We start from the raw sequence: 22,007 nt of genomic DNA, 5'->3' as shown, positions 1-22,007 counted from the left end.
AGCCCCGCCACCGCCGCGGCGAGGTTCAGGGCGAGGGCGGCCGCGAACGCGGTGGACGTCATCGGCCGGTCAGCCCGCGCAGCGCCGCGACGATCGCCTCCGGCGCGGGCGGGCAGCCCGGCACCTCGACGTCCACCGGGACCACGTCGCCGACGGCGCCCGCGACCCCGTACGCCCCGGCGAACACGCCGCAGTTGCGCGCGCAGTCGCCCAGCGCGACGACGACCTTCGGCTCGGGGACGGCCTCGTACGTGCGGCGGAGGGCCGCCTCCATGTTCCGCGTGACCGGCCCCGTCACCAGGAGCGCGTCGGCGTGCCGGGGCGAGGCGACCAGCCGCGCGCCGTAGCGCTCGGCGTCGTGCACCGGGCCGAACGCCGAGGCGATCTCCACCTCGCAGCCGTTGCAGGACCCCGCGTCCACGTGCCGGACCTGGACCGACCCGGCGAGGTCGCGGGCGTGCTCGGGAAGCGCGGGCGCGGGCGCCGGGGGTGCGTCCTCGGCGGCGCGCCCGGTCGTGCGGATCTTGCGGAACAGGTCTCTCACACCGCTCCCCGGCCTCGATAGTGACATGCGCAATTGCCGATTTTAGCAACTCATAAGCATGCGAAAGCCGTCGATCGGACGACCCCGCCCGTCAGCCGTGCCCGTCAGCCGTGCCCGTCAGCCGTGCCCGTCAGCCGTGGCCGCGCGTCCGCCCGCCGGGGCCGGAGGCGCGCATCTCGTCCAGCAGCTCCGCCTGCCCGGACAGCACCCCGGTCAGGATCTCCCGCGCCACCGCGAGCAGTTCCGCCACCCGCGGGCTGGTCAGCGAGTAGATGACCGTCGCCCCCTCCTTGCGGGAGACGACGAGGCCGGCCCGGCGCAGGACCGCGAGCTGCTGCGACAGGTGCGCCGGCTCGATGCCGACCTCCGGCAGCATCTCGGCCACCGCGTGGTCGCGCTCGCTCAGCAGCTCCAGCACCCGGATCCGCGCCGGGTGCCCCAGCGTCTTGAAGAACTCCGCCTTCAACTGGTACAGCGGAGCGCTCACCGCGCCCACCCGCGGACCATCCGTGGCACCATCTCCTGGCTCTCCCCGCCGGAGTAGCAACATGACAAATTGCCAAGGTTAGCAAGCCCCGCCCGCCGGGTTCCGGCGGCGGCCCGGGGCCGCCGCCGGTCGGGTGTCAGCGGACGTCGATGTAGTCGTCCCGCGACTTCTGCCGGTCGAAGTTGCTCGTCCCGGGGAAGTAGGCGCGCCAGATGCCGTCCCGCTCGGCCGTGAAGCCCTTGCGGAAGCGCCCGTCCTTGGCGGTCTTGGTGGACCCCATGTACGACCAGGACGACGTGCCCTTGGCCATGAAGTAGACCCGGATCGTCTTGCCCGGGTACGCGGTGTACCCGAGCCCCAGGTCGCCGACGCGGCGGAGGCGGCCCGAGACGGTGAGCGTGCCGCCCTTCCGGACCGGCTCGGGCGCGGCGTTGTAGCTCTGGATGACCGTGTCGAACTTCTCGTACCAGTACTTCTCGCGGCTGCCGAGGGCCTTGCCGCTCCGGTTGTAGGCGACGAGCCGGACCCGCCATTTGCCCAGGTCGTCGATGGTGGACGGGCAGCCCACGCCCCAGCCGACCTGCTGGCCCGGCAGGACGCGCTTGTAGACGGGCCACGTCGTGCCGTCGGGTTCGATCATGTACGCCTTGGAGTAGGCGACGCCGGCCCCCTCGACACCCCAGGCCCAGACGTCCATGGCGCAGGACTTGTCGTACTCGCCCTTCCCCACGGAGACGGTCTTGGGCACCTCGATGCGGAACTGCAGCGCGGCGGCGCCGGCCGGGCCGGCGAGACCTCCGACGAGCAGCCCGCCGCCGACCGCCAGCGCGGCAACCCCGGCGGTAAATCTGGAATACCTCGACATATCACCCCTTGTCATAGAACAGAACGATCATGTCAGTGAACGGCGGCGACTTCCACCGGAATACCGCTCTTCCCGCCGCTCACCGACCCGTTTATCCGCCGTTCTCCGCGGAATGGTCCGCCGTGGAGGCATTGGAGGCTGCCGTGGCCATCTACCGGTACCGGTGCGCGGGGTGCGGACCGTTCGACGTCTCCCGGCCGATCGGGACGGCCGGGCCGGCGGAGCCCTGCGCGTCCTGCGGCGGCGAGGCGCCCCGCGTCTTCACTCCGCCGCTGGTCACCCGCACGTCCCGCCCGCTCGCCCGCGCCTACGACGCCCAGGAGGCCAGTGCGCACGAGCCCCGCGTGGTCGGCCGCCCGCCGGCCGCGCCGCCGCGCGCGCCCGCACCGCCCGCCGACCCCAGGCACGCACAACTCCCCCGCCCTTGACCGGAAACAGAGAAACGCAGGGAAAGCACCGGAGGAAAAGATGCCCGAGGTCGTGTTCAGCGTCGACCAGTCGAAATCCATGCGCGACCAGAGGGTGCCCGGACACAACCGGTGGCATCCCGACATCCCGGCGGCGGCCACCGTCCGCCCGGGGTCGGAGATCCGCATCGAGTCGCGGGAATGGATGGACGGGCAGGTCGGCGACAACGACTCGGCCAACGACATCCGGGACCTGAACCTGAACGTCAACCACATGCTGAGCGGCCCCATCGCGGTCGAGGGCGCCGAGCCCGGCGACCTCCTCATCGTCGACATCCTCGATATCGGCCCCGTCCCGCAGGAAAAGGGCGGCGTCGCCGGGCAGGGCTGGGGCTACACCGGCATCTTCGCCCGCGATAACGGCGGCGGCTTCCTCACCGACCACTTCCCCGACGCCTACAAGGCCATCTGGGACTTCCACGGCCAGCAGGCCACCTCGCGCCACATCCCCGGCGTCCGCTTCACCGGCATCACCCACCCCGGCCTGTTCGGTACTGCGCCGTCCGCCGACATGCTGCGCCGCTGGAACGCCCGTGAGCAGGCCCTCATCGACACCGACCCCGACCGGGTGCCGCCGCTCGCCCTGCCGCCGGAGCCCCGGGAGGTCCTCGCGGGCCACCTCGGCGGCGCCGACCTGGAGCGCATCGGACGCGAGGGAGCCCGGACCGTCCCGCCGCGCGAGAACGGCGGCAACCAGGACATCAAGAACTTCAGCCGCGGCTCGCGCGTGTTCTTCCCGGTCTTCGTCCCCGGCGCCATGCTGTCCGGCGGCGACCTGCACTTCAGCCAGGGCGACGGCGAGATCACCTTCTGCGGCGCCATCGAGATGGGCGGCTTCATCGACCTGAACGTCGACCTCATCAAGGGCGGCATGGAGAAGTACGGCGTCACCACCAACCCGATCTTCATGCCGGGCAACGTCGAGCCGCGCTACGACGAGTTCATCTCCTTCATCGGCATCTCCGTCGACCACGAGACGGACACGAACCACTTCACCGACGCCACGCTCGCCTACCGGAACGCCTGCCTGAACGCCATCGAGTACCTGAAGAAGTTCGGCTACACCGGCGAGCAGGCGTACCTCATCCTCGGGGCCGCGCCGATCGAGGGCCGGCTCAGCGGCGTCGTCGACATCCCGAACGCCTGCTGCTCGCTCTACCTGCCCACGGCCCTCTTCGACTTCGACGTCCGCCCCACCGCGGCCGGCCCGCGGCGCGTGGACCGCGGCCAGTGCGCCGTCACGTCCTAGACCCGCGCGAACCAGGCCGCGCGAACCCGCCCCGGCGCCGGGCGGTGGCCTGACGAGGCCGCCGCCCGGCGACTTTTTCCGGCCGCCGCCGCACTGGTCCGGCCCGCGAGCGGGACTGGTCCCGGCGGCCCCCCGGGGGCCGCCGGAAGGGGGGTTGCCAGCGCGCGTCCGGCCGGTTACCGTTCAGGCGATTTATAGGAAAGTTTCCTATCAGAAGAAGGGAGCGCACGCGGCACGACCCGCTCGGGGTTCGGGGGATTCCCGCTCATCCGTCTCCTTCCCGGGAGTGACCTTGCGAAGAAAACTTCTCCCCGGTTTCCTGTTCACCGCCCTCGGCGCCCTCGTCCTCGCCCTGCTCTCCCCCGTCCCGGCGAACGCCGCCGCGACGGTGACCGCGACGTTCGCCAAGGCGTCCGACTGGGGCTCGGGCTACGAGGGCAAGTACACGATCAAGAACGACACCGGCTCGGCGATCTCGTCGTGGAAGGTCGAGTTCGACCTCCCGTCCGGCTCCTCCGTCGGGACCTACTGGGACGCGCTGCTCACCAAGTCCGGGCAGCACGCCGCGTTCACCAACCGCGAGTACAACGGCGCCGTCGCCGCCGGCTCCTCCGTCTCGTTCGGCTTCATCGTCAGCGGCACCGGGACGCCCCAGGGCTGCAAGCTCAACGGCGGCTCCTGCGACGGCGGCACGACCGAGCCGGGCACGCCGTCCGCACCCGGCGCCCCGACCGTCACCGGCAAGACCGACACGTCGCTGACGCTGTCGTGGTCGGCCTCGTCCGGCCAGACCAGCGGCTACCGCGTCTACGAGGGCACGTCCGTCAAGGCGACCGTCACCGGCACGAGCACCACCATCAGCGGCCTGGCCAAGTGCTCCAGCCACACCTACACGGTCAAGGCGTACAACGGCGTCGGCGAGTCCGCGGCGAGCGCGCCCGTCTCCGCCACCACCACCGGCTGCACGGTCCCGCCCGTCTCCCGGCACGCCGCGCCCTACCTGTACCTCGGCTGGGGCAACCCGCCGGACCCGGCCACGGTGATGAACGCGTCCGGGATCAAGTGGTTCACGATGGCGTTCATCCTGTCCGGCGGCGGCTGCACCCCGGCGTGGGACGGCAACCGCCCGCTCAAGGGCGGCGTGGACGAGCAGGCGATCAGCAAGATCCGCGCGGCCGGCGGTGACGTGATGCCGTCCATCGGCGGCTGGTCGGGCAACAAGCTCGGCCCGAACTGCTCCACACCGCAGGCCCTCGCGGGCGCCTACCAGCAGGTCATCGACGCCTACGGCCTCAAGGCCATCGACGTCGACATCGAGAACAGCGACGAGTTCGAGAGCGCGGCCGTCCAGGACCGCATCCTCGGCGCGCTGAAGATCATCGAGCAGAACAACCCCGGGATCCAGACGATCCTGACGATGCCGACGCTCAACACCGGACCGAACTACTGGGGCAAGCGCCTCATCGACCGCGCGGCCGAACTCCAGGTCCCCGTCGACATCTTCTCGATCATGCCGTTCAACTTCGGCGGCGGCGCCGACATGTACGGCAACACCGTCCAGGCGTCCGAGGGCCTGAAGTCCGCGCTGACCTCCGCCTTCGGCTGGTCGGACGCCGACGCCTACGCCCACATGGGCATCTCCGGCATGAACGGCAGCTCCGACCAGGGAGAGATCACCACGACCGCGATCTGGACGCGGATCCGCGACTGGGCCAAGTCGCACGGCCTGGCCCGGTTCACCTTCTGGTCGGTCAACCGCGACCGCCCCGGCAGCGGCACCGACCAGACCGACTGGCAGTTCACCAAGATCAGCGCCGGTTTCTGACCCACCCCCGAAAAGCGGCCCGCGTCCCCCTCCCGGGACGCGGGCCGCCCCCCGCCCGGCGCGGGCGCGCCTACCCTGCGGGCATGGCCACCGATCCCGCCGACCTCGTCCGCACCGGCTACGACGCCCTCTCCCACCACTACCGAGGCGACCACGAGACGGTCGAGCACTACGAACGCTGGCTCGACGCCCTGCTGGCGGGCCTCCCCCGGCGCGGGCACGTCCTGGACATCGGCTGCGGCTGCGGCGTCCCCGTGGCCCGCCGCCTCGCCTCCGCCGGACACCGCGTGACCGGCGTCGACATCAGCGACGTCCAGATCGAGCGGGCCCGAGCCCTGGTCCCCGGCGCCGCCTTCCTCCGTGCGGACGCCACCGACCTCGACTTCCCGGCGGCGTCCTTCGACGCCGTGGTCTGCCTCTACGCGCTGATCCACATGCCGCTCGACCGGCAGCCCCGCCTCCTGCGCGCCATCGCCCGGTGGCTGCGCCCCGGCGGCCGGCTGCTGGCGACGACCGGCCAGGACGCCTGGACCGGCACGGACGACGACTGGCTCGGCGGCGGCACCACCATGTGGTGGAGCCAGGCCGACGCCGCCACCTACCGCGCGTGGCTCGACCAGAGCGGCCTGGAGGTCACCGACCAGCAGTTCGTCCCCGAAGGCGACACCGGCCACGCTCTGTTCTGGGCGACCCGAACCCGCGGCTGACCGCACGCGGAGCACGCGCTCCACTGGTCAGGCGGCGGCCGTTAAAGGATCATGACCCGCATGGCCCGTTTGCGACGCGATGCCGCGCTCGTTCCGTTTCCGCGCGAACTCCTGGACCAGGTCGTACGCGCACTGCTGGACGCGGCGGAGCAGGCACCGATTTCCGAAGACGGGTTCGCGTTCGGTGACGAGGTCATCGACGACGTCCGCCTGGTGGAGGGCCGGCATCTCGCCGCCGGGGCCCGCTACCGCGCCGAGACGGACGGCCTGACCGCCGATGTGCACGTCCCCGCCTGGAACCGGGTCGGGGAGTCGCGGATCGAGGCCGCGGTCGTCTCCGGCGGTCACACGGTCAACCTGCGGCTGGATCTGCGGATGTCCGCCCGGCGGCTCCACAGCGTCCGCGTCACGGGCGACTACCAGGGCCCGAAGCCGTTTCGCGGGCTGCGGCGCGCACGGTGGGAAGGCGAGCTGCGGGCCGAGGAGTGGTGGTCCCTCCTCGGGCCGAAGACGTCCCCCATCTCCGTCCGGGTCGTCCACCCGTTCGCGTTCGCCGATCTACAGATCACACGACGCAAGGACAAGCGAGGCCACTGGACCGTCCGGACCACGACGCGGTTCGGCGGGCGTTCCCTCATCCGGCCGTTCGCGGCGGTGGGTCTGCTCATCGCGCGAGCCCGCATCCGCCGCGCACTGGACGAGGGCTTCACCGGCGCCGTGTCCGCGTGGAACACCGAAGTGCCCGGCATGGCGAAGCGCGGCATGCAAGAGCGGCTCGACTTCAAGCATCGCGTGACGCTCAAGGCCGTTTCCCGCGAATGGGCCGAAGAATATACAGCAGCCCTCCATCAAGGAATCGAGGGACTGCGCTTCTCCAAGGGCCGGCTCGCCAAGAAAGAGCCCGGCGCCTTCGGCGTCCGCCTTCTCAAGGGAAAGCACATCAACCCCGGCACCAGGTACCGCATCGCCTTCGTCCCGGAAGACGAAGTCGAGCCGCTCGATGTGCACGTGGCGGCCTGGAAACTCGACGGCCCGAACCGCATCGAGTTCAACAGCCCGGACGACGCGCAGGCGGGATGGGTCGAGATCGACAGCGCCCGCAGACCCACCGCCGTCCGCGCCGGCTTCACGGGCAGCTTCGAGGGATACTCGCACGTCACCGCGTCGGCCGAGGCCGGCGTCGAGCGCTGGTGGGGCGCCTCTCCCGCTCCGCTCCTCACCGGCACCGCCGAGAACCCGGCGGGCGAGGCGGCTCTGACCGTCGACCGAGTCACAGCCAACGACGGGGAATGGACGGTGGACGTCACCGCCACCGTCAAAGGCCGCACCTGGGCACGGCACCTGGTCTCAGTCGCCGGGCTCCTGCTCGGTTCCGCACTGACGAAATCGTTCCGCGAAAGTGTGGACACCTACGCCGAGAAATGGAACACCGCCGCCCCTGAAACCGGCGCCCCGGAGCAGGCCGCCGACTCCACCCTCCGCGCCATCCTCGACCGCTAAGCGTCGCGGGGCAAGGCGACGAAGGCTTCGATCGCATCGGGGTCGCCCCTACAGCTAGGGCTCCAGCCAGACCCCGGCGCGCATGATGACTCGCCCGCTCAGTTCCGGCTCGCCGCGCCAGGCGTGCACGGTCTTCGGGACCACGCGCACATAGACGAAGGAGCCCTCTTCCGTGCGCGGGTCCCACCCGAACTTGTCGGCGAACGCGTCCGCCGCGTCTCGGGGCACCTCCCGGTCCGGGAAGTACTCCGCATGACCTTGGAGGAGCACCACGTCGAAGGTGTCCGGTAGCGACAGGCGCACGCGCGGCTCCTTGCGGACGTTTCGCGCGGTAGCGGAAGCGGCACCCGTGCACATCCACACCGCTCGGCCGTCCCACAGGAACCACAGCGGCACCTGGTGCGGCCCGCGGTCGGGGTGGGCCGTCGACACCCACATGTCCCGCTCGGCGGCGAGCCGCTCCAGGGTGTCGCGTATGCGCTCCGCGCTCTGGCGACGAACGATCCCCGCGCTCTCCATGAGGACCGACCCTAGCCAGGCGGGCGCGAAGCACGCCTGAGGCAATGGACCTACTCCCAGCGACCGATGGACCCCCCGGGTCTCGGGGCCGCCGGCGACCGGCCCTGGCGACTGTTGCCTAAGAAACCCGCATTTCATGGCGTTTCATGCTGATATTCGGGCGGGGCTCGGGTGGTTCGGTGTCCAAGCTGGGGTGGTCTGACCAGGGGCGGAACAGCAGGGGGTTGCCCAGGTCACGGACGCTGGTTATCTTGCTCGCAAATAGATAGGAAACTTTACTGTCAAATGCGGTCGATCGGGGTTCGGGGGAATCCGCCAGCGTCGAAACCGAGGGAGTAGCCCTTGCGCCCCCGCTCTGTTCTCAGTGTCCTCGCCGTCCTCCTGCTCGCCCTGCTCGTCCCGGCCACCGCGCACGCCGCGGCGGGCGCGTCCGCGACGTTCAGCAAGCCCGCCGACTGGGGCTCGGGCTGGGAGGGACGGTTCACCCTCACCAACGGCACCGGCGCCGCGATCAACGGCTGGCGGGTCGAGTTCGACCTGCCCGCCGGGACGACCGTCGGCTCCTACTGGGACGCCCTGCTCGCCAAGAACGGGCAGCACAACACGTTCACCGACCGCGGTTACAACGCCGCCATCCCGGCGGGCGGCTCGGTCACGTTCGGCTTCCTCGGGAACGGTCCGGGAAGCCCGCAGAACTGCACCTTCAACGGCGCGCCCTGCGACGGCGGCCCCACCGATCCGGGCAAGCCCGCGACACCGAAGTCCGTGGCAGTGACCGGCAAGACCGACACCTCGCTCACGCTCACCTGGGAGGCCGCGACGGGCGCGCCCACCGGGTACCGCGTCTACGAGGGCTCGGCGGTGAAGGCGACCGTCACCGGGACGTCCGCCACGATCGGCGGGCTCGCCAAGTGCGAGACCCACACCTACACGGTCAAGGCGTACAACGACGAGGGCGAGTCGGCCGCCAGCGACGCCGTCACCGGGACGACCAGCGGATGCGCGACCGGTCCCCTGCCCCGGCACTTCCTGACCGGCTACTGGCACGACTTCGTGAACCCCGCGCAGGAACTCAAGCTCTCCCAGGTGCCGGACGAGTACGACCTCATCGCGGTCGCGTTCGGCGAGGCCACCGCGCGGGCGGGCGAGGTCGCCTTCCGCGTCGACCCCGAGCTCTCGGCCGCCCTCGGCGGCTACACCGACGCCCAGTTCAAGTCGGACATCGCCGCGCTGCACGCCAAGGGCAAGAAGGTCATCCTGTCCGTCGGCGGCGAGAAGGGCGCGATCCGGGTGGCGGACGGCTCCGCCGCGCAGCTCTTCGCGAACACCGTGTACGCGCTCATGACCGAGTACGGGTTCGACGGCGTCGACATCGACCTGGAGAACGGCCTCAACCCGACGTACATGGAGCAGGCGCTGCGCGCCCTGCGCGCCAAGGCCGGCGCAAACCTGATCATCACGATGGCGCCGCAGACGCTCGACATGCAGTCCACCGGCGCGTCCTACTTCCAGCTCGCGCTGAAGATCAAGGACATCCTCACCGTCGTCAACATGCAGTACTACAACTCGGGCGCGATGCTCGGCTGCGACCAGAAGGTGTACGGGCAGGGGACGGTCGACTTCATGACCGCGCTGGCCTGCATCCAGCTGGAGGGCGGACTGCGCCCCGACCAGGTGGGACTCGGGCTGCCGGCCGGGCCCGGCGCGGCGGGCGGCGGCGTCGTGGCGCCGTCGGCGGTCAACAACGCCCTCGACTGCCTGGCGAAGGGCACCGGGTGCGGCACGTTCAAGCCGTCCCGCACCTACCCCGACATCCGCGGCGCGATGACCTGGTCCATCAACTGGGACGTCACCAACGGCGGCGGCTTCGCGAGCACCGTCGGCCCGCACCTCGACACGCTGCCGTAGGAGGCCGGAGATGCGAAGGATCTGGGTCCTCGCGGCGCTGCTCGCGGGGCTGCTGGTCGGGGTCACGGCCCCGGCGCAGGCGGCGAACGTGCTGGCCAACGCCGGGTTCGAGAGCGGGTCGCTGAGCCCGTGGGCGTGCGACGGCGGGTCGGTCGTTTCCAGCCCCGTCCGGACGGGGAGCCACGCGCTCGCCGGCGGCGTCACGGCGGGCAGCACCGGCCAGTGCGCGCAGACGGTGGCCGTCCGGCCGAACACCGCCTACACGCTGTCGGCCTGGGTGCGCGGCAACTACGTGTACCTGGGCGTGACCGGCGGGACGTCCACGTGGACGCCGTCGGCCGCCGACTTCACCCAGCTGTCGGTGACGTTCACGACCGGGGCGAACCAGACGTCCGCGCAGATCTTCCTGCACGGCTGGTACGGCAACGGGACGTACTACGCGGACGACGTCGTCCTCGACGGCCCCGGCGGCGAGCCGCAGCCGGGCGTCCCCGGAACCCCCGGAAAGCCGCAGCTCGGAACCGTCACCGACACCTCGGTCGCCCTGAACTGGGGCGCGTCGTCGGGGACGGTCACCGGGTACCGCGTCTACGAGGGCGGCACGGTGAAGGCCACCGTGACCGGCGGGACGAGCGCCACCGTCTCCGGCCTGGCGGCGTGCACCTCGCACACCTACACGGTCGCCGCCTACAACGACGTCGGCGAGTCGGCCGAGTCCGAGCCCGTCAGCGCGCGCACGACCGGCTGCGTCAACACCGGTCTGCCCAAGCACGCCCTGATCGGCTACATGCACGCGAGCTTCGCCAACGGCTCCGGCTACGTGCGGATGGCGGACGTCCCGGACGCGTGGGACATCATCGACCTCGCGTTCGGCGAGCCGACCTCGCCGACGTCCGGCGACATCCGGTTCACCCGGTGCCCGGTCGGCGAATGCCCGAACGTGGAGAGCGACGAGGAGTTCATCGCCGCGATCCGCGCGAAGCAGGCGCAGGGCAAGAAGGTGCTGATCTCGATCGGCGGCCAGAACGGCCAGGTGCAGCTCACGACCGCGGCCGCGCGGGACGCGTTCGTCCGGTCGGTCTCCGCGATCATCGACAGGTACGGCCTGGACGGCCTGGACGTCGACTTCGAGGGCCACTCGCTGTACCTCAACGCGGGCGACACCGACTTCCGCAACCCGACGACGCCGGTCATCGTGAACCTGATCTCGGCGCTGAAGTCGCTGAAGGCGAAGTACGGCGCGAAGTTCGTCCTGACGATGGCGCCGGAGACGTTCTTCGTGCAGGTCGGGCACCAGTTCTACGGCGGGTCGAGCGGCGGTGACAACCGCACGGGCGCCTACCTCCCGGTGATCGACGCGATGCGGGACGACCTGACCGTCCTGCACGTCCAGGACTACAACTCCGGTCCCGTCATGGGCCTGGACGGCCAGTACCACACCATGGGCGGCGCCGACTTCCACATCGCGATGACCGACATGGTGAAGGCCGGGTTCCCGGTCGCGAACACGGGCCGCACGTTCCCCGGGCTGCGTCCCGACCAGATCGGCATCGGGCTGCCCGCGGCGGTCAGCGCCGGCAACGGGTACACGCCGCCCGCGCAGGTGCAGCAGGCGGTGAACTGCCTGGTGAAGGGGTCCGGCTGCGGCGGCTACACGCTGCGCGGCGGGACGTCCCCCGACCTGCGCGGCCTGATGACCTGGTCGGTCAACTGGGACCGCTACTACGGCTGGGAGTTCATGAACAGCCACGAACCCTTCCTGAACTCCCTGCCCTGACCTCCCCCTGACCCCCGCGTCACTTCCCCAACCGCCTCACGGCATCCCACCCCCACGGAGGAAGAAGCACATGAGATCGATCCGTCCCAGGGCCGCCGCGGTCGCGCTCGCCGTCCCGGCCGCGTCCGCGCTGGTCGTGCTCGGCGGCGCGACGGCCGCCAGCGCGCACGGCACGATGTCCGACCCGCCGAGCCGCGTCTACACCTGCTTCCTGGAGGACCCCGAGACCCCGCAGTCGGACGCGTGCAAGGCGGCGGTCGCGGCCAGCGGCACGCAGGCGTTCTACGACTGGAACGAGGTGTCGCTGCTGAACGCGGGCGGCCGCAGCCGGGAGATCATCCCGGACGGCCAGCTGTGCAGCGCGGGCCGGGCGAAGTTCCGCGGCCTCGACCTGCAGCGCGCCGACTGGCCCGCCACGCCGATGAAGGCGGGGCCGCAGACGATCACCTACCACGCGACCGCGCCGCACGCCGACAGCAACTTCGAGTTCTACATCACCCGCGAGGGCTGGAACCCGACGCAGCCGCTGCGCTGGGCCGACCTCGTCCCGCTGGCGTCGTACACGCACGTGAACCCGACGACGTACACCAAGTGGACGCTCAACATCCCGCCGCGGACCGGCCGCCACGTCCTGTACTCGATCTGGCAGCGGGTCGCCTACAGCGACGAGGCGTTCTACACCTGCTCGGACGTCGACTTCGGCGGCACCGGCACCCCGACCCCGACGCCCACGCCCACCCCGACCGGCACCCCGACCCCGACGCCCACCCCCACGCCGACCGAGACCCCGACCCCCACCCCGACACCGACCGAGACCCCGAGCGGCACCTGGCAGGCGGGGACGTCCTACGCCACCGGCGACCGGGTGACCTACAACGGCGTGACCTACGCGTGCCTCCAGGCGCACACGGCGATCGCCGGATGGGAACCGCCGAACACGGCCGCGCTCTGGCGCCAGGTCTGAGCGCGGCACGGTGAGGCGCGCGCGATGAGCGGCCGAGCATGGTCCAGGTCCGCCGCGGCGCTGCTCGCGGTGTGCGGCCTGCTGCTGATCGTGCGGTGCGGGACCACCGGCGGATCCCCGTCCGGTGGTCCCGCGCCCGCGGCGCGCGGCGGGGCCGGCTTCAACGCAGCCGACGTGATGTTCCTGCAGATGATGCTCCCGCATCAGGAGCAGGGCGTGAAGCTGGTCCGGCTCGCGGAGCGGCACCGCGTCCGGCCCGAGGTGCGGACGCTGGCCGCGGCGATCGAGACCACGGAGGTCGCCGAGGCCCGGCAGATGCAGGGGCAGCTGCGCAGCTGGCGGCGGCCGCTGCGGGCGGACCCGGGCGCGCACGCCGCGCACGGCGGGATGCCGCAGACGACCGAGGCCGAGCTGACGGCCCTCGCGAAGACCCCGCCGGACCGGTTCGAGCGCGCGTTCCTCAACCTGCTGATCGCCCATCAGGACGACGCCGTCCAGATGGCGCGGCTCGAGACCGGCAAGGGCCGGGACGCGTGGACGAAGCGGCTCGCGCAGCGCGTCGAGCGGTCCCGCTCCGCCCAGATCGACCAGATGCTCGCGTTCCTCGGCGCCCGGGCCACGAGCTCCCCGACCCAGAAGAAGCTCCCCCAGAAGTAGGTGTACGCATGCGCAGATTAATCGGCATCCTTCTCACGTTCGTCGTGGTCGCGGCGCTGGCAGCCGCGCCCGCGCGGGCGGCCGACCGGCTGACGGCGGCGTTCAGCCTGTCCGGGACGACCGGCAAGTACGTGGTCAGCAACCCCGGGACGACCGCCGTGACCGGCTGGAAGCTGACGTTCGAGCTGCCCTCCGGGGTGACGGCGAGCAACCCGCAGAACGCCACGCTGACGCAGAACGGCACGAAGGTCACGCTGACCCCGGCGTTCTACATCAACACCGTCAAGGCGGGCGGGAGCACCGACCCGTACAGCCCGACGTTCACCGTCAGCCGGTCCGGCGCGGAGCCGACGAGCTGCCGGGTCAACGACGCCAACTGCGACGGGTCGGCCGACGTCCCGCCGAACGCGCCAGGCGGGCTGAAGGTCACGGTCAAGACGACCAAGACCGTCTCCCTCGCCTGGGACGCGGCGCAGGCCGGCAGCCTGCCGGTCACCGCGTACGAGGTCTACAACGGCTCGACCCTGGCGACGACCGTCCCGGACACGAACGCCACGGTCACCGGCCTCACCCCCAACACCGACTACACCTTCACCGTGAAGGCCCGCGACCGGAAGGGGAACCTGTCCCCCGCCAGCGCGCCCGTCACCGTGAAGACGAACAACCCCGCCGATGACACGCAGGCGCCGTCCGTCCCGTCCGGGCTGCACAGCACGGGCAAGGACTCCGCCAGCGTGAAGCTCGCGTGGACGGCCTCGACCGACAACACCGGCGTCGCGAACTACGACGTGCTGGTGGGCGGCAAGGTCGCGACGACCGTGACCGGCACGTCCGCGACCGTCGCGGGCCTGTCCCCCTCGACCGAGTACTCGTTCACCGTCCGGGCCCGCGACAAGTACGACAACCTGTCGGCGGAGAGCGCGGCCGTGAAGGTCACGACCGACGACGTCGTCGCGAACGGCTACGCGCGCGTCGGCTACTTCGTCCAGTGGGGCATCTACGGGCGGCAGTACTTCGTGAAGAACCTCGACACGACCGGCAACGCCGCGCGCCTCACCCACATCAACTACGCGTTCGCCAACATCGACCCCGTGAACCTGACCTGCCTGCAGGGCGTGACCAAGGGCACGACGTCCGACCCGCAGGACCCGAACCAGGGCGACGGCGCGGGCGACGCCGAGGCCGACTACGGGCGGCCGTTCAGCGCCGCGCAGTCCGTGGACGGCGTCGGCGACACCGGCTGGGAGAAGCTGCGCGGCAACTTCAACCAGCTGAAGAAGCTGAAGGCCAAGTACCCGAAGCTGAAGGTGCTGATCTCCATCGGCGGCTGGACGTACTCCAAGTACTTCTCCGACGTCGCCAAGACCGACGCGTCCCGCAAGAAGTTCGTCGCGTCCTGCATCGACACCTACATCAAGGGCAACCTGCCCGACTACAACGGCGCGGGCGGGCCGGGCACGGCCGCCGGCATCTTCGACGGCATCGACCTCGACTGGGAGTGGCCGGGCGCCGAGGGGCACGCCGGCAACCACATCGGCCCGGACGACAAGCACAACAACACGCTGCTCATCGAGGAGTTCCGCCGCCAGCTGGACGAGCTGACGAAGTCGACCGGCGAGCGGTACCTGCTGTCGGCCTTCACCCCCGCCGACCCGGCGAAGATCGAGGCCGGCTGGGAGCTGGGCCAGGTCGCCAAGTCCATGGACATCTTCAACATCCAGGGCTACGACTTCCACGGCGCGGGCAGCGACAACTCCTGGGAGCCCAACCGGACGGGCCACCAGGGCAACCTCTACACCGACACCGACGACCCGTACTCGTTCCACTTCAGCGTCGAGAACGCCGTCCAGCCCTACCTCGACGCGGGCGTCAACCCGCGCAAGCTGACCGTCGGGCTCGCCTACTACGGGCGCGGCTGGCAGAACGTGACCGACGGCGGCAAGGGCGGCGAATGGCAGGACGCGAAGGGCGCGGCGCCCGGCCAGTTCCAGGAGGAGGCCGGCACCCGCGGCTACAGCAACCTGATCTCCAGCCTGCCCAACTGCAAGATCGTCCACGATGAGCAGGCCGTCGCGACGTCCTGCTACACCGGCGACAACGGGCAGTGGTGGTCGTTCGACGACGCCTGGTCCATCCAGAAGAAGACGGCGTGGCTGCGGAGCAAGAACCTGCTCGGCGCCATGATCTGGGAGATGTCCGGCGACCCGGGCGTCCTGACGAAGGCCCTCGACGACGGCCTGAAGTGAGGCCCGGCCCGACGGCCTGAACCGCACCCCGTCCCCGATCCCAGGGCCGGCGTCGCTGCCCCGCTCGCGGCGCCGGCCCTGTTCCATGCCCCGGCCCGGGGTGTCAGCCGCCCGGCTTCGGCGGCGGGACGGCCTTCCCCGGGTCCTGCCGGTTGCCGTCCGGGTCGGTCATGCTCTCGTTCGCCGCCCCGACCGAGGTGACGTCGGTGACCTTCCACTCGCCGCCGCGCCGCACCAGCCGCATGTCGAGGTAGGACCCGAGGACCCGGCGGGTGCCCGCCGTGCTGTGCACCTCGGAGTCCATGACGACGACCGCCTTCGCCGTCCCCGACTCGACCTCCCCCAGGTACACGGTCCGGACGGTCGCCGTCGCGTCCGCCTTCAACTTGCCGATGACGCCTTCGAGCCCGCCGGTGAACGCCTCGTCGTAGGTCTTGGCGAAGTCGTCGGACGCCAGCGAGAGGACGTGGTTGCGAGCGTCCTGCAGCTTGGTGTGGTCGTAGCTGAGCAGCGCCTGCCCGAACTCGGCGGCACTGGCCCTGACCTGCGCCCGCTCCGCGTCCCGCTGCGCCGCCCGATCGGCCTGGTACCACTGCATCCCGGCGGTGACCGCCGACCCGACGACCGCCACCGCGACCGTCGCCCGCACCAGCCACGCCTTGTCCGGCACCCGCCGCCACGCCCGCCGCGCGGGCTCCTTCTTGACGGCCTCCTTCTCGGCGACCTTGGCGTCCTCGGCCTCGGCGTCCTCCGCGACCTCGGGCTCCTCGGTCTCGGCGTCGTCCTTCGGGCGGGTGTCGGTCTTGCTCACGGGTCCTCCAGGGGCCTATCGGGAACGGCGGCGCAGGGCGACGCGGAGGGTGTTGAGGACGGCGACGACGGCGATGAGGCCGCCGAGCACGGGTGGCAGGAGGGGCAGCCAGCGGGTGTCCCGGTCCGCCCCGCCGGCGTTCACCGGGCGCAGGTCGCCGTCCGGGGACGTGCCGGCGGGCACACCGGTCCCGGCGTCGCCGCCGCCCGCCGCCGGGGTGGGCTTGACCTTCGAGGCGGCCTTCGCGGCCTGCGGGCCCTCCGCCCCGCTCGCCGCGCAGAAGGTGAGGTTCGGCGCGGCGGGCTTCGGGACCGGGGTGGTGTACTCGGTCGCCGCCCTGGCCGGTCCGGTGAGCGTGATGACGGGCGTGACCCGCAGGTACTTGCCGCTCGCGTCGGTCGCGGTGATGTCGGAGACGAGCGCCTGCAGCGTCGGGACGAGCCGCAGCACGTGGTTGATCTTCCGCTGGTTCGCGGGGGTCATCAGCGGTGCGGTGGGCGTCGCGGCGGCGGTGAGCAGGCAGTCCAGGCCGGGCCGGGCGTCCTGCAGCAGCGCGTGCAGGTTCCTCATGGCACCGGGTCCCTTGGCGAGGACGCTGTCGAGGTCGCGGCTCGACTGCCGCAGGGACGCGGTGAGCAGCGCGAGGTCGTCCACGCCGGACGCGATGTCGCCGCGGTGGGCGGTGAGCGTCGCGGTGAGGCGGGTCAGCTCGCGGGCCAGCGCGTCCAGCGTGCCGGCGTCGGCGGCGAGGGTGCCGGTCAGCCGGTGCGCGTCGGAGATCATGTCGTGCAGGTCGGTGCCGCGCCCTTCGAGGCCGGTGGCCAGCTCGTGGACGAGCGTCCGGGTGTCGCGCGGGTCGACGGCGTCGAGGGTGCGGCTGAGGCCGTCGAACAGCTGCTTGTAGTCGGTGGTCCCGGCGGTGCGGGCGACCGGGATGTGGTCGCCGGCCTTGAGCGTCCGGAACCCGGCGGACGGAGACGCCGCCGGGGTCAGCTCGATGTACGGCTCCCCGATCGCCGACTTGCGCAGCACCCGCGCCCCCACGTCGGCGGGGATCCGCACGTCCCGGTCGAGGTCGAGGCCGACGGCGACGTGGTCGCCGCGCAGCCGGACCGTCCCGACCTCGCCGACCCGGACGCCGAGGTGGGTGACCTCCAGGTCGCCGTGCAGGCCGGGCGAGGACGCGAAGTCGGCGGTGACGGTGAAGGGCCGTTCGAGCGCCTCGATGTGGATGACGCTGCGGACCGCCCAGACCGTGAGGACGGCCCCGAGCACGGCGAAGAACACGAGGTTGACGGCGACGCGGGGATATCTCATGGGCGCGGCCCCAGCAATCCTTGGAGGTTCTGCCGTTTGCCGGACGTCCCGGACGCTGCCGCGGCGGCGGCGCCGGGGTGCGGCAGGAAGCCCTTGATCCACAGGAACAGGAGGGCCTGCCCGCTGGACGACACCGACGGCCCGTTCAGGAAGTTCAGCACGGTCCCGGCGAGGGCCTTCAGCTCGTCGCGCCCGCGCAGCGCGGCGGCGAGCAGTTCGTCGGCGCGCTTCAGCAGCGCCGCGAGCCGCGCGGCGTGCCGCTTCTGCACCTTGGCGTTGACGGAGGTGGCGAGCTTCAGCAGTGCCTGGATGGTGCGCTTGAGGTTGTCGCGGTCGTCCTGGAGCCGCTGGGTGGCGAGATCGACGTTGCCGGGCAGCCGCTCAAGGTCCTTGGAGCCCTTGCTGAGGGAGCGTCCGAGCTGGCCGAGGGAGTCGAGGGCGCGGCCGAGGTCGGCGCTGGCGGCGGCGTACTGGTCGCCGACGTCGGCGGCGCGGGCGATGAGCGTGTTGAGCTTCGTCCCCTTGTCGCCCAGCGCGGTCGCGGACTCGGCGCTGATGGTGGCGATGTCCTGGCCGCCTAGGGCGGCGAGCAGCGGCCCGACCTTCTCGCTGATCTGCTCCAGGTCGGGCTGGACGCTGGTGTTCCCGATGGTGGCGCCGGACGCCAGGAAGGGTCCGCTGTCCAGGCGCGCTCCGGCCGGCAGGTTGAGCCGCACGTAGTTCTCGCCGAGCAGCGACGACTTGGCGATGGTTGCCGTCGTCCCGGACGGGACGCGCTCGCGCAGCGACATGGTGACGCGGGCGCGGAAGCCGTCCAGCCGGATGCCGGTGACGGTCCCGACGCGGATGTCGGCGACCTGGACGCTGTGCCCGACGACGAGGCTCTGCACGTCGTCGAACGTGGCGTTGAGGGTCACGTCGCCGCGCGGCGCGCCGATGGTCTGCAGCGAGCAGCCCCCGGCGGCGACCACCAGGACGCACGCCAGGAGGCAGGTCACGAACGTTCTCATCCCCGTCCTCCCGGCGGTGGCTGGCAGTCCGCGAGCGCCGGCCGGCCTTCGAGGCACGGGATGTCCCCCCAGCCCATCGCGGTGAAGAGCGGCTGGAGCCAGGCCCGGACGGTGCCGTGCACGACGAGCCGGATGGTGGCGACGTGGTTGCGCTTGTCCCATGCCTGGACGGCGACGTCGGCGAACCGGCCGAGGCTGTCGATGGCCTGGGTGAGCCCGGCGACGTTGCCCTTGAGGCTGAGCACGATGTTCGACAGGTCCGCGACCGTGGCCGGCAGCGTCTCGCGGTAGGCGGTGATCAGCACGTCGCTCTTGCGGATCGCCGCGGCGAGCCCGGCCACGAAGTCGCGGAGCTGCGTGCGCTCGTCGGCGAGCGTCCGGCTGGTGGTGGAGAAGGAGCGCAGCAGGTCCGACAGCTTGCGGTCGCGCCCGTTGAGGTCGGCGGCGAGGCTGTGCAGCCCCTTCGCCAGCGACGCGATCTTCTCGTCCTGCGCGGCGAGGTCGCCGGTCAGCTCGGAGGTGTTGTGCAGGGCGTCGTTGATGCCCTGCCCGCGCCCGCGCACGGACCCGGCGGCGCGGTGGATCGCGGGGCCGAGCGCGCCCGCGTCGATCGAGTTGTTGAGCTTGGCGAACGCGGCGAGCGCGTCGTCGATCTCGACCGGCAGCTCGGTGCGCTCCTGCGGGACGACCGTGCCGGGCTTGGCCTCCGGCATGCCGGGCTTCCACACCGGGTGCAGGCTGATGAACCGCTCCCCCAGCGCGTCGGACGAGTCGATCGCGGCGTGCACCCCGGCCGGGACGGGCACGGACCGCTTCACCTCGATGTCGACGCGGACCCGGTGCCTCTCGTCCTTGATGGAGGTGATGGTGCCCGCGTCGGCGCCCATCACCTTCACCTGCGACTCCTCGTAGAGGGAGGGCGCCTTCGCGAAGTAGATCGTCATCGGGTAGGTCGGCTCGGCGGCGATGCCGCAGCCGCCGAGCGCCGCGGTCAGCGCGAGCACGGCGACCGCCGCCACCGGGCGTCCGCGGCGGCGCGGCGGCGGGCTCCCCTCGGGGCTCATCGGCGGGCTCCCTTCGGGGCGATGCGGGCGAGGTCGGCGAGGTCCTTCGGCGACAGCGGGCCGAGCCCGGTCGCGACGACCTCCAGCCACGGCCCCTGCCCGCCGGTGCCGGACAGCTCGGACAGCGTGGGCCCCGCCCAGGCGAGCAGCTGGTTGAAGTCGCCCGTCGCGGGGCGCAGGGTGCCGAGCGTGCCGCGCAGGTCGGCGACGAGCGTGAGCAGCTTCGCCTGCCGGTCGTCGATGAGCTGGGTGAGACTCTCCACGGCCCGGTTGCCGGAGCCGAGGAACGCCGCCAGTTCGGTGCGGCGCTCGCGCAGCTCGTCCAGCATGGCCTGGACGTTGGTGAGCAGCCGGGACAGCTCGGCGTCCTTGGCGTCCGCGAGCTTGAGGATCCGGTCGCCGCCGTCGAGCAGCCTCTTGATCTGCGGGTCGGACTCGTTCACCGTCTCGGCGAGGCCCGCGAGGTTCGTCAGCGCGCGGCCGAGCCGGCCCCGGTCGTCGTCCCCGATCCCGTTCAGCTCGGCGACGATCTTGTTGATGGCCTTCGTGTCGAGCTTGGACACCGTGCGGGTGGACGCGTCCAGCACGTCGTTGATCGTCGTCGGGACCTGGGTGCGGTCCAGCGGGATGCGGCGCTTATCGTCGGGCAGGTCGGCCAGGTGCGGGTCCGCGACCGGGCCGGACAGCCGCAGGTACCGGCCGCCGAGCACGTTCGCGACCTTGATCTCGGCGCGGGTGTTCGGGCCGAGGTCCACGTCGCCGTCGACCTTCCAGCTGACGACGACGTACCCCCGGCGGTGGTCGGGGCGGACGGAGCCGACCTCGCCGACCCGGACCCCGGCGACCCGGACCTCGTCGCCGGACCGCAGCCCGCCGGTCGCGGCGAACACCCCGGTGACGGTGTAGCGGTCCTGGAACAGGCCGCGCGTCCCGACCAGGTACACCGCGACGACCAGCGCGGCCAGCGTGCCCGCAGACACCAGCCCGACCGCGATCCGGTTGCGGTCGCGGAAGGATCTCAGCGCCATCGGCCACCCCCGACCATGAGGTTCTCCAGTTCCTTCGGCGTGTCGATGCCGGCGGCGCCCTCGCGGGGGCCGGGCAGGCGCGTCGGGTACGGGCAGGGCGGCGCGGCGAGCGACAGGCAGGGGATCGCGGACTCCACGTACTGCCCGTTGTCGACGGCGGCGAAGATGTGCTGGAGCTTCGGCGTCACCGACTGCAGCACCTTCAGCAGCGTGCCGCTGTTGCGGTTCACCCCGGCCGAGAACGCGGACAGCTTGTCCACGACCTGGCCGAGTTCGCGCTCGTTGCCCGCGAGCAGCGCGTCGGACGTCCGGGCGAGGGTCGCGAGCTGGACGAGCGTGTCGTCGATCAGCTTGCGGTTGCCGGTGAACGCGTCGCTCAGGCTGACGAGGTCGTCGACGGCGGAGCCGATCTGCTTGTCGCGCCGGGCGATGACGCCGGTGACGGTCGCGTAGTCGTCGAGCATCTGCCGCAGCAGCTTGCGGCGCTTGGCGATCGTCGCGGACAGCGTGTCGATGTCGGCGATCAGCCGGTCGATGTTGCCGGCGTTCCCGTCGAGGGCCTCCGACAGCGACACCAGCACGGTGTTGACCTGCTTCGGGTCCAGGGCGCGGACGAGCGGGCCGAGCTGGTCGAGCAGGGCGCTGCCGTCCACGGCCGACCGCGTCCTCGTGATGTGCGCGCCGTCCCGCATCGTCGCGGTGCTCTTGCCGGGCACCAGGTAGACGACGCGGCGGCCCATCGCGTCGCGCCAGCGGATCGCGGCCTCGCTGTCGGCGGGGACCCGCACCGCGTGGCGGACGGTCAGGCCGACGCGGGCCTTGCCGTCCACCACCTTCACCTCGTCGACCTGCCCGACCGGCGCCCCGGCGATCTTGACCTGGTCGCCCTTCATCAGGCCGCTGGCGTCGTCGAAGGTCGCGGTGAGGTGCCGGCCGCCGGCGGTGTCGACGCGGGCGATCTGCATCCCGATGACGGCGGTGAGGACGCCGGTGACGGTGACGAACGTGGTGAGCCGGACGACCAGCCCGATCCGGGCGCGGCGGGACAGGGTGGACGCCATG

20 protein-coding genes are annotated in these 22,007 nt (G+C 71.6%); 10 read left to right on the top strand and 10 right to left on the bottom strand.

Annotated features, from left to right (window positions below; translation table 11 throughout):
• Nucleotides 1-58: 58 nt before the first annotated feature.
• From nuoB to AB0K34_RS32555, 3 genes are all read right to left on the bottom strand, one after another.
• A complete protein-coding gene (gene nuoB / locus AB0K34_RS32565) occupies nucleotides 59-544 on the bottom strand; it encodes an NADH-quinone oxidoreductase subunit NuoB (RefSeq protein ID WP_364552844.1) in 486 nt (161 codons plus the stop codon).
• Between the two features lie 130 nt (nucleotides 545-674).
• Nucleotides 675-1,031 carry a metalloregulator ArsR/SmtB family transcription factor gene (locus AB0K34_RS32560; RefSeq protein WP_138637040.1) on the bottom strand — a complete coding sequence of 119 codons (357 nt, stop codon included), beginning with the start codon at nucleotides 1,029-1,031 and terminating at the stop codon, nucleotides 675-677.
• A 136-nt stretch (nucleotides 1,032-1,167) separates the two neighbouring features.
• The gene (locus AB0K34_RS32555) at nucleotides 1,168-1,896 is read right to left on the bottom strand and encodes a hypothetical protein (protein ID WP_364552843.1); all 729 of its coding nucleotides are present in this window, start codon (nucleotides 1,894-1,896) and stop codon (nucleotides 1,168-1,170) included.
• A 143-nt stretch (nucleotides 1,897-2,039) separates the two neighbouring features.
• Here AB0K34_RS32555 and AB0K34_RS32550 point away from each other — a divergent pair, with 143 nt between their 5' ends.
• The 5 genes from AB0K34_RS32550 (at nucleotide 2,040) to AB0K34_RS32530 (ending at nucleotide 7,644) form a co-directional block, all read left to right on the top strand.
• Complete coding sequence (locus AB0K34_RS32550; protein ID WP_364552842.1) at nucleotides 2,040-2,324, top strand: zinc ribbon domain-containing protein; 285 nt, start codon at nucleotides 2,040-2,042, stop codon at nucleotides 2,322-2,324.
• A gap of 40 nt (nucleotides 2,325-2,364) precedes the next feature.
• Nucleotides 2,365-3,612, top strand: a complete 1,248-nt coding sequence (gene fmdA, locus AB0K34_RS32545; protein ID WP_364552841.1) for a formamidase — start codon at nucleotides 2,365-2,367, stop codon at nucleotides 3,610-3,612.
• A gap of 292 nt (nucleotides 3,613-3,904) precedes the next feature.
• Entirely contained in the window at nucleotides 3,905-5,437 is a 1,533-nt protein-coding gene (locus AB0K34_RS32540; RefSeq protein WP_364552840.1) for a cellulose binding domain-containing protein, read from the top strand.
• An 83-nt stretch (nucleotides 5,438-5,520) separates the two neighbouring features.
• Nucleotides 5,521-6,144 (top strand): class I SAM-dependent methyltransferase, encoded by a 624-nt coding sequence (locus AB0K34_RS32535; protein ID WP_364552838.1) that lies wholly within the window; start codon nucleotides 5,521-5,523, stop codon nucleotides 6,142-6,144.
• 60 nt (nucleotides 6,145-6,204) lie between these two features.
• Nucleotides 6,205-7,644 carry a hypothetical protein gene (locus tag AB0K34_RS32530; protein ID WP_364552837.1) on the top strand — a complete coding sequence of 480 codons (1,440 nt, stop codon included), beginning with the start codon at nucleotides 6,205-6,207 and terminating at the stop codon, nucleotides 7,642-7,644.
• A 54-nt stretch (nucleotides 7,645-7,698) separates the two neighbouring features.
• Here AB0K34_RS32530 and AB0K34_RS32525 read toward each other — a convergent pair whose 3' ends face one another.
• Nucleotides 7,699-8,163, bottom strand: a complete 465-nt coding sequence (locus AB0K34_RS32525; RefSeq protein WP_138641556.1) for a pyridoxamine 5'-phosphate oxidase family protein — start codon at nucleotides 8,161-8,163, stop codon at nucleotides 7,699-7,701.
• Nucleotides 8,164-8,505: 342 nt separating this feature from the next.
• Between AB0K34_RS32525 and AB0K34_RS32520 the strand changes: the two genes are divergently transcribed.
• From AB0K34_RS32520 to AB0K34_RS32500, 5 genes are all read left to right on the top strand, one after another.
• Nucleotides 8,506-10,071, top strand: coding sequence for a cellulose binding domain-containing protein (locus AB0K34_RS32520; protein ID WP_138641557.1), 1,566 nt, complete (start codon nucleotides 8,506-8,508; stop codon nucleotides 10,069-10,071).
• A gap of 10 nt (nucleotides 10,072-10,081) precedes the next feature.
• Nucleotides 10,082-11,848 carry a glycoside hydrolase family 18 protein gene (locus AB0K34_RS32515; RefSeq protein WP_364552835.1) on the top strand — a complete coding sequence of 589 codons (1,767 nt, stop codon included), beginning with the start codon at nucleotides 10,082-10,084 and terminating at the stop codon, nucleotides 11,846-11,848.
• Nucleotides 11,849-11,918: 70 nt separating this feature from the next.
• Complete coding sequence (locus AB0K34_RS32510) at nucleotides 11,919-12,812, top strand: lytic polysaccharide monooxygenase (protein ID WP_364552834.1); 894 nt, start codon at nucleotides 11,919-11,921, stop codon at nucleotides 12,810-12,812.
• Nucleotides 12,813-12,836: 24 nt separating this feature from the next.
• Complete coding sequence (locus AB0K34_RS32505; RefSeq protein WP_138639222.1) at nucleotides 12,837-13,469, top strand: DUF305 domain-containing protein; 633 nt, start codon at nucleotides 12,837-12,839, stop codon at nucleotides 13,467-13,469.
• Between the two features lie 8 nt (nucleotides 13,470-13,477).
• Entirely contained in the window at nucleotides 13,478-15,715 is a 2,238-nt protein-coding gene (locus tag AB0K34_RS32500) for a glycosyl hydrolase family 18 protein (RefSeq protein WP_364552833.1), read from the top strand.
• Nucleotides 15,716-15,818: 103 nt separating this feature from the next.
• Here AB0K34_RS32500 and AB0K34_RS32495 read toward each other — a convergent pair whose 3' ends face one another.
• The 6 genes from AB0K34_RS32495 to AB0K34_RS32470 are packed head-to-tail and all read right to left on the bottom strand — an operon-like array spanning nucleotide 15,819 to nucleotide 22,006.
• Nucleotides 15,819-16,526, bottom strand: a complete 708-nt coding sequence (locus AB0K34_RS32495) for a hypothetical protein (RefSeq protein WP_138639220.1) — start codon at nucleotides 16,524-16,526, stop codon at nucleotides 15,819-15,821.
• Between the two features lie 15 nt (nucleotides 16,527-16,541).
• Entirely contained in the window at nucleotides 16,542-17,843 is a 1,302-nt protein-coding gene (locus AB0K34_RS32490; RefSeq protein ID WP_364552831.1) for an MCE family protein, read from the bottom strand.
• The gene (locus tag AB0K34_RS32485; protein WP_364552830.1) at nucleotides 17,840-18,853 is read right to left on the bottom strand and encodes an MCE family protein; all 1,014 of its coding nucleotides are present in this window, start codon (nucleotides 18,851-18,853) and stop codon (nucleotides 17,840-17,842) included. Before AB0K34_RS32485 ends, AB0K34_RS32490 begins: the two co-directional genes overlap by 4 nt.
• Nucleotides 18,850-19,917: an MCE family protein gene (locus AB0K34_RS32480; protein WP_364552829.1), complete on the bottom strand. Its 1,068-nt coding sequence runs from the start codon at nucleotides 19,915-19,917 to the stop codon at nucleotides 18,850-18,852. The genes AB0K34_RS32485 and AB0K34_RS32480 overlap by 4 nt, the downstream gene beginning before the upstream one ends.
• Nucleotides 19,914-20,945: an MlaD family protein gene (locus tag AB0K34_RS32475; RefSeq protein WP_364552828.1), complete on the bottom strand. Its 1,032-nt coding sequence runs from the start codon at nucleotides 20,943-20,945 to the stop codon at nucleotides 19,914-19,916. Before AB0K34_RS32475 ends, AB0K34_RS32480 begins: the two co-directional genes overlap by 4 nt.
• On the bottom strand, nucleotides 20,936-22,006 hold the full coding sequence (locus AB0K34_RS32470; protein ID WP_364552827.1) for an MCE family protein: 1,071 nt from the start codon (nucleotides 22,004-22,006) through the stop codon (nucleotides 20,936-20,938). Before AB0K34_RS32470 ends, AB0K34_RS32475 begins: the two co-directional genes overlap by 10 nt.
• Nucleotide 22,007 lies beyond the last annotated feature (1 nt).

This window comes from Actinomadura sp. NPDC049382 (assembly GCF_040677125.1).
Classification (GTDB): Bacteria; Actinomycetota; Actinomycetes; order Streptosporangiales; family Streptosporangiaceae; genus Spirillospora; species Spirillospora geliboluensis.
The sequence above is the reverse complement of the archived record's forward strand: the minus strand, read 5'-3'. Positions and strand labels throughout refer to the sequence as shown.